The sequence below is a fragment of the Duganella sp. Root1480D1 genome (assembly GCF_001427305.1).
In the GTDB taxonomy this organism is placed as follows: domain Bacteria; phylum Pseudomonadota; class Gammaproteobacteria; order Burkholderiales; family Burkholderiaceae_D; genus Rugamonas.
Genome location: NZ_LMFZ01000050.1, coordinates 179,524 through 194,393, shown reverse-complemented (window position 1 = coordinate 194,393; position 14,870 = coordinate 179,524). Strand labels below are relative to the sequence as shown.

The 14,870-nt window shown below is 66.1% G+C and carries 8 protein-coding genes; all 8 read left to right on the top strand.

All coding sequences use genetic code 11. The features are described 5' to 3' along the window. The first annotated feature begins 127 nt into the window (after window positions 1–127). Window positions 128–1,249 (top strand): DegT/DnrJ/EryC1/StrS family aminotransferase, encoded by a 1,122-nt coding sequence (locus ASD58_RS30080; RefSeq protein WP_057266178.1) that lies wholly within the window; start codon window positions 128–130, stop codon window positions 1,247–1,249. After that, complete coding sequence (locus ASD58_RS30075) at window positions 1,246–3,399, top strand: GNAT family N-acetyltransferase (protein WP_057266176.1); 2,154 nt, start codon at window positions 1,246–1,248, stop codon at window positions 3,397–3,399. Before ASD58_RS30080 ends, ASD58_RS30075 begins: the two co-directional genes overlap by 4 nt. Before the next feature lie 48 nt (window positions 3,400–3,447). Further along, window positions 3,448–5,031, top strand: a complete 1,584-nt coding sequence (locus ASD58_RS30070) for an acyl-CoA ligase (AMP-forming), exosortase A system-associated (RefSeq protein WP_057266174.1) — start codon at window positions 3,448–3,450, stop codon at window positions 5,029–5,031. Continuing rightward, window positions 5,028–6,272 carry a pyridoxal-dependent decarboxylase, exosortase A system-associated gene (locus ASD58_RS30065; RefSeq protein WP_200951754.1) on the top strand — a complete coding sequence of 415 codons (1,245 nt, stop codon included), beginning with the start codon at window positions 5,028–5,030 and terminating at the stop codon, window positions 6,270–6,272. The genes ASD58_RS30070 and ASD58_RS30065 overlap by 4 nt, the downstream gene beginning before the upstream one ends. A gap of 14 nt (window positions 6,273–6,286) precedes the next feature. Then, window positions 6,287–8,122, top strand: coding sequence for an asparagine synthetase B (locus ASD58_RS30060; RefSeq protein ID WP_057266171.1), 1,836 nt, complete (start codon window positions 6,287–6,289; stop codon window positions 8,120–8,122). 27 nt (window positions 8,123–8,149) lie between these two features. Next, a complete protein-coding gene (prsT, locus tag ASD58_RS30055; protein ID WP_057266169.1) occupies window positions 8,150–10,906 on the top strand; it encodes an XrtA/PEP-CTERM system TPR-repeat protein PrsT in 2,757 nt (918 codons plus the stop codon). A 339-nt stretch (window positions 10,907–11,245) separates the two neighbouring features. Beyond that, window positions 11,246–12,004 (top strand): N-acetyltransferase, encoded by a 759-nt coding sequence (locus tag ASD58_RS30050; RefSeq protein WP_229210157.1) that lies wholly within the window; start codon window positions 11,246–11,248, stop codon window positions 12,002–12,004. 74 nt (window positions 12,005–12,078) lie between these two features. Next, complete coding sequence (gene prsT, locus ASD58_RS30045; RefSeq protein WP_082565790.1) at window positions 12,079–14,868, top strand: XrtA/PEP-CTERM system TPR-repeat protein PrsT; 2,790 nt, start codon at window positions 12,079–12,081, stop codon at window positions 14,866–14,868. The last annotated feature ends 2 nt before the right edge of the window (window positions 14,869–14,870 follow it).

Sequence of the window (14,870 nt, the reverse complement as noted above, 5' to 3'; positions counted from 1 at the left end):
AATTATTGCCGATTTCGCATGTTTATTGTTGTTTTTGGAATAAAATAACGTGCCAATACTATTCTTTGCTGAGGAAGAAGGCCGAGTGGTAAGCTTAGCTGATTCAACTAGCCCGGTGGGCCCCCCAATGCTGGAGTTCTTGCGTTTCGACCCGACTGCCTGCCATTTCCCGGCACCGGTCGTGCCGGTGCTGCCTGGTCTTCGCCTGGGCGATTTGCGCCTGCTGGCCGGGCCTGCCTGGCCGGCGCATGGCCAGCATTTCGTGCGCGGGCGCTATGCCCTGGCGGCAGCTTACGCAGCGGCCGGCGTCGGCGCGCGCGGCGCCTTGCTGGCGCCGGCTTACCATTGCCGTACCATGCTCGACCCGGCGCTGGCGCTGGGCGGCGCGATCGGCTTGTATCCCCTGCAAGATGACCTCAGCCCTGAGCTCGGCGCGCTGGCAGCGCGCCTGGCCGGGGGCGGCGTGGCCGCGCTGCTGCTGACCCATTACTTCGGCGTGCCGCAGGCCGCAGCCACGGTGGCGGCAGTGCAGGAGCTGTGCCGCCGCCATGGCGTGGCCCTGGTCGAAGATTGTGCCCATGCCTGGCAGGTGGCGCTGCAGCGCGCTCCGCTGTGCCAGCCCGGCGGCGGCCACTACGTGGTGGCCAGTCCCTCGAAATTCTTTGGCTGTGCCGACGGCGGCATGCTGTGGGGCGCGCCGCCGCAAGCGCTGGCGCCGCGCGGCTGGCTGCAGGAAGTGCGCGGCTGGCGCGATGCCTGGCGCCGCGGGCGCCCGGCGCGCCACCCGGCGCCGGCAGCCGCACAGCGTCCCTGCGGCGCCGATGTGCGCAGCCGCGAAAGCGCGCCCTCGCACCAGTTCCAGGCGGCACTGGCGGCCAGCAGCGGCCTGGCCGGTTCGCGCTGGATCATGCGGCATAGCCGGCTCGAGCGGCTGGCCGGGCAGCGCCGCCAGCATTACGCCACCTGGGCAGCCCAGGTGGCCGGCCTGGCCCTGGCGCGCCCGCTGTGGTCCAGCCTGCCGGACGGCTGTGCGCCCTATATGTTCCCGCTGCTGTTGCAGGACGACAGCCGCTTCGCGGCGCTGAAACACGCCGGCCTGCCGATCTGGCGCTGGGACGAACTGGCCAGCAGCGATTGCGAGGTATCGGGGCGCTATCGCCTGAACCTGTTGCACCTGCCCTGCCACCAGGGCCTGGAGGCGGACCAGCTTGAATGGATGGGCAGCCAGCTGCGGAGGGTGCTCGCATGACGCGCTGGCAATCGGCGCCGCTGCGAGGCGGCTTGGGCAGCCATGCCGAACGCTGGGATGCACTGAACCAGCGCATTGGCGGCAACCACCCCCTGCTGGACAGCCGCTTCGTCGATGCCCTGCTGCAGCATTTCGGGCGCGGCGACGAGCACCTGTTCTGGCTTGAGCAGCACGGCCAGTTGCAGGGCATGTGCATCCTGCGCCCGCACAGCCGGATGCGCTGGGCCAGCTTCCTGCCGCCGCAGTTGCAGCTCGGACCCACCCTGGTGGCCGAGCGCGCCCAGCTCGAAGGCTTGTGCCGCAGCCTGCCGGCTGGCGCCGTGCAGCTCGACCTGCTGTGCAACGATCCGCTGGTGGGCGGCGTGAATGCGGTTACGCGGCCGCTCCAGCTCCACAGCAACCACGCCCTGACCATGCAGGTCACCTTGCAAGGCAGCTTCGAGGATTACTGGTCGGCGCGCTCGCGCAGCCTGCAATCGAATATGCGGCGCTACCAGAAGCGTGCCGTCACCGACGGCCTGGCGCCGCGCTACACCGAAGTGAGCGACCCGGCCGAAGTGGGCGAGGCGGTGGCGCGTTACGCCGCGCTGGAAGGCGCCAGCTGGAAAGGACGCGAAGGCACTGCCATCAGCCACGGCGGCCAGCTCCCGTTCTACCAGAACGTGCTGGTCGAAGCGGCGCAGCAAGGTCATGGGCGGGTGTACGAACTGTGGTTCGGCGAGCGGCTGGTCGCTTCCCGCCTGGTGCTGGCGCGCGGCAGCATGCTGGTCATGATGAAGACGGCCTACGATGCCGAGTTCGCGCGCTATGCGCCGGGCCGGCTGCTGCTGCACGACTTGCTGCGGCGCGCCTTCAGCCAGTTTGCCGGCCAGGTGATCGAGTTCTACACCGATGCCGACCAGAACCTGCTGGAATGGGGCACCGCCCAGCGCTGGATCCAGCACGACACCCTGTACCGCTACAGCGCGGTGGAAGCGCTGGCCAAGCTGCGCCAGGTACTGGGCGGCCAGCAACGCCAGCGCCAGGCCCTGGCCAACGGGCGCTACACGGTGGATGCGATCGGCAGCGTCGAGGCGCTGCCGGACGATGCGCGCGCCTGCATCGAGCAGGCCGGGCAGGGCAGCAGCGATGCCGGCTGCGACTGGTACCGCAACCTGATCGAAACCGTGATGGACTGCGACGACGTGGTGCGCTTCTACGTGCTGCGGCGCGACGGCCTGGTGCAGGCGGTGCTGCCGCTGCATGCGGTCCAGCACAGCGGCGGCTGGCAGCTGCATGCGTTGAGCAACTTCTACACCTCGCTCTACCAGCCGGCCTTCAATCCCTGCCTGAAGGCGGCCGATCTGCTGGTGCTGCTGGCCGCCGTGCAGCGCGATTTCCCCGGCGCCAGCCACCTGACCATGAAGCCGATGGACCCGTCCAGCCATGCCTACCAGGTGCTGCTCGATGCGCTGCGCAAGCTGGGCTGGCTGCCCTTCGAGTATTTCTCGTTCGGTAACTGGTTCCTGACCACCGACAGCAACTGGCCGGCCTACCTGGCGGCGCGCCCCGGCGCCGTGCGCAGCACCCTGAAGCGCATGGGCCGCAAATTCTCGCAAGCCGGCGGAACGCTGGAAATCGTCACCGGCGGCGCCCGCCTGCCGGAAGCCATCGCTGCCTATGAGGCCGTGTATGCCCATAGCTGGAAAGTGCCGGAACCCTACCCGGCCTTCCTGCCCGGCCTGATGCGCCTGTGCGCCGCCCAGGGCAGCTTGCGCCTGGGCCTGGCCTGGCTGGACGGCAAGGCGGTTGCCGCGCAGTTCTGGATTGTGCGCAATGGCAAGGCCATGATCTACAAGCTGGCCTATGATGAGTCAGCCAAGCCGTATGCCCCGGGCACCCTGCTGAGCGCCCACCTGATGCAGCATGTGATGGAAGTCGAGCAGGTGCAGGAAGTCGATTACCTGCAGGGCGACGATCCTTACAAGCAACTCTGGATGAGCGAGCGGCGCGAACGCTGGGGCATTGTGGCGTATCAGCCACGCACCCTGGCCGGCCTGGCCGGGGCCTTGCATGAAACCATAGGCCGCGCCACGCGCCGGCTGCGCCAGCGTGAGCGCGCCCACCCGCCGCGGCATACCGGCTGGCGCCGAGCGTTGCCGGAGCAATGAGTTGCACATACAATTGTCATTTGATCCAGATTTCAGGAGGGCCGCCGCATGAGCGACCTGGTACACGAGTTCATTTTCCACAGCGCAACACGCAGCCCGCAGGCTGAGGCGCTGGTCTACGGCGCCCGCCGCCTCGTTTACGGCGAACTGGCCGGCCTGCTGCGCAGCACGCGCGATGCCTTGCTGGCGCACGGGCTGGGCATGGGCGAGCGGGTCGCCGTCTACATGGAAAAGAATGTCGAGAACGTGGCTGCCATGTTTGGCGCCGCAGCCGCCGGCGGCGCCTTCGTGCCCGTCAATCCGCTGCTGAAGCCGGAGCAGGTGGCTTATATCCTGGCCGACTGCAATGTGCGCGTGCTGGTGACTTCGGTCGACCGCCTGCGCCTGCTGGGCGACGCGCTGGCCCATTGCCGCGACCTCAAGCTGGTGATCGCCGTCGGCGCCGGCGTCCCGGCCGCCGTGCCGGGCGTGGAAGTGCTGGGCTGGGATGCCGCCCTCGCCAGCGGCCAGCATGCCCCGCCGCCGCACCGCGTGATCGACGGTGACCTGGCCGCCATCCTGTACACCTCGGGCAGCACCGGCAAGCCGAAAGGCGTGGTGTTGTCGCACCGCAACTTGGTTGCCGGCGCGAAAAGCGTCGCCAGCTACCTGGAAAATACCGCGACCGACCGCTTGCTGGCGGTACTGCCGCTCAGTTTTGACTATGGCCTGAGCCAGCTCACCACCGCCTTCCACGCCGGCGCCACTGCCGTGCTGATCAACCACCTGCTGCCGCGTGACGTGCTGAACGCCGTGGTGGCGGAAAAGATTACCGGCCTGGCTGCCGTGCCGCCGCTGTGGATCCAGCTGGCACCGCTGCCCTGGCCGGCCGACTGCACGCTGCGCTACCTGACCAATTCGGGCGGCGCCATGCAGCGCCCGACCCTCGATGCCCTGCGCGCCGCGCTGCCGAACGCCAGGCCCTTCCTGATGTACGGCCTGACCGAGGCTTTCCGCTCGACATATTTGCCGCCGGAAGAACTGGAGCGCCGCCCCGATTCGATGGGCAAGGCGATCCCGAACGCGGAAGTGGCCGTGCTGCGCCCGGACGGTTCCGAGTGCGCGCCGGGCGAGCCGGGCGAACTGGTGCACCGCGGCGCCCTGGTGTCGCTGGGCTACTGGAACGACCCGGCCAAGACCGCCGAACGATTCAAGCCGATCGCGCCGCGCCATTACGGCCTGCCGATCATCGAGCTGGCCGTGTGGTCGGGCGATACGGTACGCAAGGACGAGGACGGCTTCCTCTACTTCATCAGCCGCAACGATGAAATGATCAAGACTTCCGGCTACCGCGTGTCGCCCACCGAAGTCGAGGAAGTGGTGTATGCGCGCGACCAGGTGGCCGAAGCGGCTGCACTGGGCGTCAAGCACCCATCCCTGGGCCAGGCGATCGTGGTGGTGGCCCTGCCGCGTGAAGGCGTGGCGCTGACCGCCTCCGACCTGCTGGCCGCGCTGAAGCCGCACCTGCCGGCCTATATGCTGCCGCAGAAAGTGGTGATCGTCGCAGCCAGCCTGCCGCGCAACCCGAACGGCAAGATCGACCGCAAGCTGCTGTCGGCCCAGTATGAAAACGTGTTTGGGGAGGGCGCATGAGCATGGAGGCACCACGCCGCCCGCAACACGCGCCGCTGCTGCAGTTCGCGGTCGAGGACGACTGCCTGCTAATCGGCGGCATCCCGCTGCCGCGCCTGGCGGCCCGCGTCGGCCAGACCCCGTTTTACGCTTACTCGCGCGCCGCCATGACGCAGCGCGTGGCCGAGCTGCGGGCGGCGTTGCCGCAAGACGTGCACCTGCATTACGCCATGAAGGCCAACCCGATGCCGGCCGTGGTGCAGCATATGGCCACCCTGGTCGACGGCATCGACGTCGCTTCCGGCGGCGAGCTGCGGGTGGCGCTCGATACCGTGATGGACCCGGCCAAGATCAGCTTTGCCGGCCCCGGCAAGGGCACGGCCGAATTGTCCTGCGCAATTGCCGCCGGCATTGTGCTGAACCTGGAATCGGAAGGCGAAATGGAGCGCGCCGCCGTGGTTGGCCAGCGCCTGGGCATCGTGCCGAAAGTGAATGTGCGGGTGAATCCGGACTTCGAACTGAAATCGTCCGGCATGAAGATGGGCGGCGGCCCCAAGCAGTTCGGCGTCGATGCCGAGCGGGTGCCGGCCATGCTGGCGCGGATCGGCGGGCTCGGGCTCGATTTCCACGGCTTCCACATCTTCAGCGGTTCGCAAAACCTGAAGGCGGCCGCGCTGCAGGACGCGCATGAAAAGACCTTTGCGCTGGCGCTGCGCCTGGCCGCAGCGGCGCCGCGTGCGCCGCGCATCCTGAACATCGGCGGCGGCTTCGGCATCCCTTACTTCCCGGGCGAAGAACGGCTCGACCTGGCGGCCGTGGGCGAGAATCTGGCGCGCATCATGGATGAAGTGCGGCCGCGCCTGCAGGGCGCCGACGTGGTGATCGAACTGGGCCGCTACCTGGTCGGCGAAGCGGGCGCCTATGTGTGCCGCGTGGTGGACCGCAAGGAGTCGCGCGGCCAGGTGTTCCTGGTGACCGATGGCGGCTTGCACCACCACCTGTCGGCTTCCGGCAATTTCGGCCAGGTGATCCGCAAGAATTACCCGGTGGTGAGCGGCACCCGCGTGGCCGGCGGCCCGCGCGAGCTGGCCTCGGTGGTCGGTCCCCTGTGCACCCCGCTCGACCTGCTGGCGGACCAGATGGAACTGGGCCAGGCGCAGGCCGGCGACCTGGTGGTGGTATTGCAATCCGGCGCCTATGGCGCCACGGCCAGTCCGGCGGCTTTCCTCAGCCATCCGGCCGCAGTCGAAGTGTTCGTGTAAGCGGAAGGGAAGCTATGAGCGGGATTTGTGGATGGATTGGGTTGGCCGGTGCGCCGGAATTGCTGGAGCAGATGGCCGCGCCGCTGTCCCGCTTTGACCAGGGCGTGGTGCTGGCCCGGTCCGGCCAGCGCAGCGGCGTGGCCGTGGCAGCGCAGGCCGGCAGCGCCGACGTGTACCAGCGCGATGGCTTGCTGGTCGCGCTGTGGGGCCAGCCGCGCTTCGACGACCCGGCGCTGGCGGCGCAAGCCGCCGGCCAGGGCATGGCCGCCACGGTGGCCACGCTGTGGCCGCAGGGGGCGCAGCGCACTTGCGCGCAAATCCATGGCTGCTTCACGCTGGCCATCCTCGATGAACGCAGCGGCGAAGCCTTGCTGGCCACCGACCGCATGGGCATCCAGCCGCTGAACTGGCAACTGGCCGGCGAAACCCTGGTGTTCGCCAGTTCGGCCGACGCCCTGGTGCGCCACCCGCTGACGCCCGGCGTGCTGGACCACCAGGGCCTGTACAACTACGTCTACTTCCACATGGTGCCGTCGCCCAGCACGGTGTACCAGGGCCAGCAGCGCCTGCTGCCCGGCCACTACCTGCACTACCGCCAGGGCCGGGTCGAAGAGCGTGCCTACTGGCGCATGCAGTTCGAGGAAAACGGCAAGCGCTCGTTCGGCGAGCTGAAGGAAGACTTCCTGTCCGTGCTGCGCCACAGCGTCAAGGACGCGGTGGGCGACCGCAAGGTGGGCGCCTTCCTGTCCGGCGGCACCGACAGTTCCACCATTGCCGGCATGCTGACCCAGGTTGGCGGCGTGGCGGCCGACACCTATTCGATCGGTTTCGAAGCGCAGGGCTACGATGAAATGGAGTATGCCCGCATCGCCTCGCGCCATTTCGGCACCAGGCACCATGAATACTATGTGACGCCGGACGACGTGGCGAACGCGATCCCGCAAGTGGCGGCGGTGTTCGACCAGCCCTTCGGCAATGCTTCGGCGGTGCCGGCCTTCTACTGCGCGCGCATGGCAAAAGCCGACGGCGTGCAGCGCATGTTCGGCGGCGATGGCGGCGACGAGCTGTTCGGCGGCAACGAACGCTATGCCAAGCAGCATGTGTTCGAGTTGTACGAGCGGGTACCGCGCCTGGTGCGCAAGGCCCTGCTGGAACCGGCCGTGTTCAATTTCCCCGGCGGCGAGCGGGTGCGCCTGCTGCGCAAGGCGCGCAGCTATATCGAGCAGGCCTCGGTCGGCATGCCGGCGCGGCTGGAAACCTACAACCTGCTGGGCCGCTATGGCCCGCAGCAAGTGTTCACCGACGATTTCCTGGCGGCGGCCGACATCGGCAACCCGATCGCCACGCTGGAGCGCAACTACGGCCGCAGCGAAGCGCGTTCCCTGATCAACCGCATGCTGGCGCTGGACTTGCAGATCACCCTGGCCGACAACGACTTGCCGAAAGTGATGAAGGCCTGCGAGCTGGCCGGCGTGGAAGCGGCCTTCCCCTTCCTGCACGATGCGGTGGTGGCTTTTTCAGCCGGCCTGACCCCGCAGCAGAAGCTGAATGGCACCCAGTTGCGCTGGTTCTTCAAGGAGGCATTGCGCGGCTTCTTGCCCGATGCCATTATCACCAAACAGAAGCATGGGTTCGGCTTGCCGTTCGGGGTCTGGCTGCAGCAGCACCAGGCCTTGCAGCAACTGGCCGCGGACAGCCTGAGCGACCTCAAGGCGCGCAAGGTGGTGCGCGGCGAGTTCATCGAACAACTGGTCGGTACCCATTTGAAAGAGCATGCCGGCTATCACGGCACCATGGTGTGGGTGCTGATGATGCTGGAACAGTGGTTCCGCGCGCACCGCAACGTATAACAAAAGATAACCAAACTGAGGGACAACATGGCACATCGCGTAACCCGGCTGGCCGTCGCCGCCACCCTGGCCGCCAGCGCATTGCTGGCTGGCTGCAAATCGGACACCCCGGAAAGCCTGCTGGCCGACGCCAGGCAGCTGCAGCAAAAAGGCGACCGCAAAGGCGCCCAGATCCAGCTCAAGAATGCACTGGCCAAGGACCCCAACAACGGCGAGGCGCGCTACCAGCTCGGCAAGCTGTCGCTGCAAATGGGCGACCCGGTATCGGCGGAAAAGGAAGCGCGCCGTGCCCTCGAATTGAAATACAAGCCGCCAGAGAGTGAACTGCTGCTGGCCGAAGCGCTGCTGCGCCTGGGCGAGATGCAGAAGATGCTCGATGAAACGGAAAAATTCCAGCAAAGTCCGGCCATGCTGGCCTTGCGTGGCGAAGCCCTGATCGGCTTGCGCAAGCTCGATGAGGCGAAAAAGCAATTCCAGTCGGCACTGGAAGCCGAGCCGAACAGCGCCGATGCGCTGACCGGCATGGCGCGCCTGGCCGCCATCGGCAACGACCTGGAGGGTGCGCGCGCGCTGACCGAGCAAGCGATTGCCAAGGATGCCAGCAATATCAATGCGCTGACCTTCAAGGGCGAGCTGCTGCGGGCCCAGGCCAAGCCGGAAGAAGCGCGCGCCGCCTTTGCCGAAGTGCTCAAGCTGGACCCGACCAATAGCAGCGCCAACCTGGAGCAAGCCTACCTCGACATCGTGTCCGGCAAGCTCGACTCGGCCCAGGCCGCCATCAACGCGGCCAAGAAGACGGCGCCGCGCAGCCTGACCACGCTGTACACCCAGGCCTTGCTCGATTATTCGCGCGGCAATTACACGGCGGCGCGCGACAACCTGCAAGCGATTGCCAAAGGCGCGCCCAACCATCCGCCGACCATGCTGCTGTCGGGTGCGGTCGACTTCCAGCTCGGTACGCTGAAGCAGGCGGAAGCCAAGCTGCGCACCTACCTCGACATGCAGTCGGACAATACCTTTGCCCGCAAAATGCTGGCGGCAACCCTGCTGCGCGAAAACAACCCGGCCGAGGCACTGAAAGTGCTGGAGCCTACCCTGAAGGACAAGGTGACGGACGGCAGCCTGCTGGAGCTGGCGGCCCAGGGCAATATGCTGTTGCGCGAACCGGCCAAGGCGGCCTCGCTGCTGGAGCAAGCCATCGCGCTGAATCCGAAACGCGCTGCCAGCTATGTGGCGCTGGGCGGCGCCCGCCTCTCGATGGGTGAGCGCGACAAAGGCCTGGCCATGCTGAACAAGGCGCTGGAGCTGGAACCGGACTCGCTGCCGGCGGCCACCGCGCTGGCGCGCACCCACCTGGCCATGGGCAATTACGACCAGGCCCTGGCCGTGCTGGCCAAGCAGGACGCCAAGCATGGCAAGGAAACCGAGCTGCATATCCTGCGCGGCCACGTGCTGCTGGCCAAGCAGGACAAGGCTGGCGCCCGCGCCGCCTTCAGCAAGGCAGTGGAGCTGGCGCCGACCAGCTATGCGGCGGTGGTCACCATTGCCCAGCTCGAAATGATGGAGAAAAAGCCTGAGGCGGCACGCCAGCACTTGCTGAAACTGCTGGAAAGGGACAAGGACAATATCGGCGCCATGACAGCGCTGGCGCAAATGGCCGAACGCGACAAGAAGCGCGACGAAGCGGCCCAGTGGCTGGAAAAAGCCGCGAATATCGATGCCCAAGCGCTGGCGCCGGCGGTGCGCCTGGGCGGCTACTACCTGCAGACGCGCCAGCCGGCCAAGGCGGTGCAACACCTGCGCAAGGTGCTGGTGGCGCACCCGGCTGAGCCGATCGTGCTGGAACTCATGGGCCGTTCGCAGCAGATGTCCGGCGACATCGAGGGCGCCTACGAAACCTATAGCAAGCTGGCCGGCGCCGCGCCGCGGGCACCGCAGGCCCAGCTGTACCTGGCCAGCGTCCAGGTACAGAAAAAAGACTTGCCGGGCGCCCAGGCCAGCGTGAAGAAGGCGCTCAGCCTGGACCCGAATTCGGTGCCGGCTTATATGATGCAGGCCGACCTGGCCATGATGCAGGGCAAGCCGGACGAGGCGCTGGCCATCGCGCGCAACCTGCAAAAAAACCAGGTCAAGCTGCCCAGCGGCTTCCTGCTGGAAGGCGATTTGCAGATGCAAGCGGGCAAGCCGGCGCAGGCGGTGGCGCCTTACCAGCAAGCCTTCACGCTGGCGGCGCGGCCGGAATTGCTGCTCAAGCTGACGGCGGCGCTGCGCGCTTCCAACCGTGCCGCCGACGCTGACGCCCAGGTGGCTGCCTGGCGCAAGGCGCACCCGGACGAACCGCTTGGGCTGATGTACGCTGCCGAGCAGAATATTGCGGCCAAGCAGTACAAGGCGGCCATCGGCCAGCTGGAAAGCGTGCTGGCCAAGCTGCCGGACAACGTGCTCGCCCTGAACAACCTGGCTTGGTCTTACCAGCAGGAAAAGGATAAGCGCGCCTTGCCTACCGCCGAGAAAGCCCAGCAACTGGCTGGCGATAACCCGACCATCATGGATACCCTGGGCTGGATCCTGGCCGAGCAGAACCAGCTGGACCGTGCCCTGCCGATCCTGAAGAAGGCCAGCGACCTGGCGCCCAAGGCGGCCGACATCCGCGGCCACTACGCAGCCGCGCTGTGGAAGAAGGGCGACAAGGCCGGCGCCCGCAAGGAATTGCAGGCCGCCATGGCCGATGCGCGCTTCGCCCAGACCGACGAAGCACGTAACTTGCAAAAGCAATTTGAATAAGTAACAACTTCTGCGCTGTCCCACCCGCACGCTTGCAGGCAGCGTGCGGGCACCCCTCCTCTATGTCTATTGTGCGATTGAAAACAATAGAGTCTTTTTCACAACATTTACTTCATGGGTATTGTGTAGCGGGCGCTGCCATGCCAACATGTAGAAAGTTAGTAATTTTTACATAACTCGCTTGCAACCCGCTACATTTTCGTCCCGGCATCAATCGTGCGCGCCTCCGCAAGTGTAATCAACTATATTTTGCCGTTGAGCACGGCGTCCGCGCCGCTCGCAGTGCTCATTGGTAGTGGCTGGCCCTGAGGCCGGCGGGTACCAAAGGAGGATAGAGCCATGAATGGAACAGTCCCAGTGCTGGAAGCCGAGCCCGTCCGGCAGGCACCAGCCAATTCCCATGCGCGCGCCACGCTCGAGGACTTGCTTCCGGAAAATATGGAAGACCTGGTCACCGACGAAAAATCGTTTGGTATTCGCATGATCGATACGGTCGAAGGCCGCAGCAAGGCTAGCCTGCTAATCAACAAAATGTACTCCTGGCGAGGCTATGCCGGGACCCACAAACTCACCGATGATCCGAACCGGATCACGCTCACCGCCAGCGACAAGGGCGAGGTGGTCGGCACCCTGACCCTGGGGCTGGATTCGCCAATCGGCATCATGGCCGATGAAATCTTCAAGGAAGAAGTCGATTCGGTGCGCATGATTCCGGGCGCCCGCGTGTGCGAAATTACCAAGCTGGCCTTCGACAATGGCGGCAGCAAGTCGCAGATGGCCTCGCTGTTCCACCTGTCGGTGATTTATGCGCGCGATCTGCACCACTGCACCCACATCTTTATCGAAATCAACCCGCGCCACCGCCGCTTCTATGAAGCCATGCTGGGCTTCAAGCGGCTGGGCGAACTGAAGACCAATCCGCGCGTCGACGCCCCGGCCTACCTGCTGGTGGTCGAGCTGGCCTATGTCAGCGAGCAGATTGAAAAATACGGCGGCCAGGGCGTGGAAATGGCGATGGCGGCGCGCTCCTTCTATCCGATGTTCTATTCGCCGCGTGAAGAATGCGGCATTGTGCAGCGCCTGAAGAACATCCAATAGTCTATTGAGATTTGATAGTCGATTGACAATTATTGTGGTATTGTCAATATCCTGATAACCACGCAGGGGTTTCCATGCCACGTCGCCAGAACCGGGGGGTGCAGCGCGCCCTCGCCATCTTCGGCAGCCTGATGCTGGCTGCCGGCCTGTCCGGCTGCCTCAAGTCTGAAACCAGCGCCACGCTGATGGCGGAAGCGCAGCAGCACTTGCAAAAGGGCGAAACCAGGGCCGCCCTGATCCAGATGCGCAACGCGGCGGCCAAGAGCCCGGACGATGCCGAAATCCGCTATCAGCTGGCGCGCGTCTACAACGACTACAACGACCCGGCCACGGCGGAAAAGGAAATCCGCAAGGCCCTCAGCCTGAACTACGACCGCGCCAAGGCCATGCCGCAACTGGTGCGTGCGCTGGTGGCGCAAGACAAGGCGCAAGCCGCGCTCGACGAAAGCGCCGCCGATGCGGCCCATGCCGGTCCGGCCCTGCTGGCGGCGCGCGCCGATGCCTGGCTGGCCGTCGGCGACAGTGCCAAGGCCAGGGAAGGCTATGCCCAGGCGCTGGTGGCGCAGCCGGGCTTCGCGGCAGCGTTGCTGGGCCAGGGCAATATGGCCTGGATGGCCAAGGATGGGGAACTGGCCCTGAAGCTGGCCGAGCAAGCCGTGCAAGCTAATCCGAAAGATCCTTCCGTGTTCCGCTTCAAGGGTTCCGTGCTGCGCAACCAGGGCAAGCACGAAGCGGCGCTGGATGCGCTGGGACTGGCGCTGGCCCTGCAGCCCGACCACCTGAGCGCGCGCGTCGAACGCGCCGACCTGGAAATCGAACTGAAGAAATATGACGCCGCCAAGGCCGATATTGCCGCGCTCGACAAGGTCACGCCGAACAGCCCTTACGCCATTTACCTGCAAGCACTGCTCGACCATACGCAAGGCAAATTTACCGATGCGCAGGGCCAGCTGCTCAAGCTGCTGAAAATCGTTCCCAACCACATGCCGACGGTACTGCTGGCCGGCGCCAACGAACTCAAGTTGGACAACGCCACCGCCGCCCAGGGTTTCCTCAACGCTTACCTGGAACGCAACCCGGACAGCATGTATGCTCGCAAGCTGCTGGCGCAAGCCCTGCTCAAGACCAGCCAGCCGGCCGAAGCTGCCGCCGTGCTGGGCCCGCTGCTGCGCAGTGGTGCGCAGGATGCCCAGCTGCTGGTGCTGGCCGGCGAATCGAACTTGCGCAACAAGGACTACAAGGCGGCCCAGCAGTACTTTGAAAAAGCCGCTGCCATCATGCCGAACGAGGCCACCTTGCATACCTCGCTGGGGCTGGCCCAGCTCGGCCAGGGCCAGGTGGCGCAGGCCGTCGAGCAACTGGGGCGCGCCACCGCGCTCGATCCCAAGTCGGAGCAGGCAGCGCTGTACCTGATCCGCTCCGAAATCAGCCTGGGCCGCTATGACAAGGCGCTGGCCGCCGTCAAGGCTTACCAGGCCGTGCAGCAGGACAATGCCGTGGTGCGCAATATGGAAGGCAGCATCTACCTGGCGCAAAAGAATGTGCCGGCAGCCCGCGCCGCCTTTGAAAAAGCGGTGGCGCTGCAGCCGACCCATATGGCGGCCATGCTCAACCTGGCCCAGCTCGACCTGCAGGAACACAAGACCGACGCCGCCCGCAAGCGCTTCGAGACCGTGCTGCAGCATGACCCGCACCACGTCGGCGCCATGACGGCGCTGGCCGATATCGCCGTGCTGCAGGGCCAGCCGGAACCGGCAGTGCGCTGGCTGGAGCAGGCGGTGGCGGAAAAGCCGAAATCGGCCGAACTTGGCATGCGCCTGGCACGGGCCTACCTGAAGTCCGGCCAGAACGCCAAGGCCACCACCCTGGCGCGCCAGTTGCAGGTGAACGATGCCGGTAACCCGGCCCTGTCCGAACTGCTGGGGCAGGTGCAGCTTGCCAATAACGACGGCGCCGGCGCCCTGGAGAGCTTTGGCAAGATGGTGCAGCAAGATCCCAAGTCCGCCCCGGCCTGGTTCGGCACGGCCGCCGCCCACCTGATGCTGAAGAACGCGCCGGCCGCCAGCGCCGACCTGAAAAAAGCGCTGGCAATCGATCCGAAATACCGCCCGGCGCGCATGGCCCTGGCGGAAATCGCGCAACAGCAAAACCGCCCGGCCGAGGTGCTGGCGATCGCGCGCCAGATGCAGAAGGAAGATGGCCAGCAATCGGCCGGCTATGTGATGGAAGGCGACTTGCTGGTGCGCCAGCAGAAGTACAAGGAAGCCGTGGCGCTGTACGAGAAAGCCTATGGCTACGAGAAGGATGGCCGCATCGTGCTGGCCATCCACCGCACCCTGCTGGCGGCCGGCTTGCCGCGCGATGCCGACCAGCGCCTGGCGCAATACCGCAAGGAGCAGCCGGGCGACCTGGCCGCCACCATGTACGTGGCCGAGCTGAACTTGTCGCGCAAGGAATTCAAGGCGGCCGCGGCCGACCTGGAGCAAGTGCTCAAGGCCGCGCCGGACAGCCCGGTGGTACTCAACAACCTGGCCTGGGCGTACAGCGAGCAGAAGGATCCGCGCGCGCTGGCGACGGCTGAAAAAGCCTTGAAGGCGGCGCCCGACAGCCCCGCTATCCTGGATACGACCGGCTGGCTGCTGGCCGGCAAGGGCGACACCGCGCGCGCGGTGCCGCTGCTGAAGCGCGCTTCCTCGCTGCAGCCATCGAATGCCACGCTGCGCTACCACCTGGCCGTCGCCCTCAACCAAGCCGGCGACAAGAAAGCTGCCAGGGTCGAGCTGGAAAGGCTGGTCTCGGGCGGCACACCGTTCCCGCACCTGGACGACGCCATTGCCCTGCTGAAAGTCCTGAACGGCAGCTGAGC

Coding starts and splice junctions, on each gene's coding strand:
- ASD58_RS30065 (WP_200951754.1), top strand. CDS start 5,028: ATGAGCATGGAGGCACCACGCCGCCCGCAACACGCGCCGCTGCTGCAG.
- prsT (WP_057266169.1), top strand. CDS start 8,150: ATGGCACATCGCGTAACCCGGCTGGCCGTCGCCGCCACCCTGGCCGCC.
- ASD58_RS30060 (WP_057266171.1), top strand. CDS start 6,287: ATGAGCGGGATTTGTGGATGGATTGGGTTGGCCGGTGCGCCGGAATTG.
- ASD58_RS30050 (WP_229210157.1), top strand. CDS start 11,246: ATGAATGGAACAGTCCCAGTGCTGGAAGCCGAGCCCGTCCGGCAGGCA.
- ASD58_RS30080 (WP_057266178.1), top strand. CDS start 128: ATGCTGGAGTTCTTGCGTTTCGACCCGACTGCCTGCCATTTCCCGGCA.
- ASD58_RS30070 (WP_057266174.1), top strand. CDS start 3,448: ATGAGCGACCTGGTACACGAGTTCATTTTCCACAGCGCAACACGCAGC.
- ASD58_RS30075 (WP_057266176.1), top strand. CDS start 1,246: ATGACGCGCTGGCAATCGGCGCCGCTGCGAGGCGGCTTGGGCAGCCAT.
- prsT (WP_082565790.1), top strand. CDS start 12,079: ATGCCACGTCGCCAGAACCGGGGGGTGCAGCGCGCCCTCGCCATCTTC.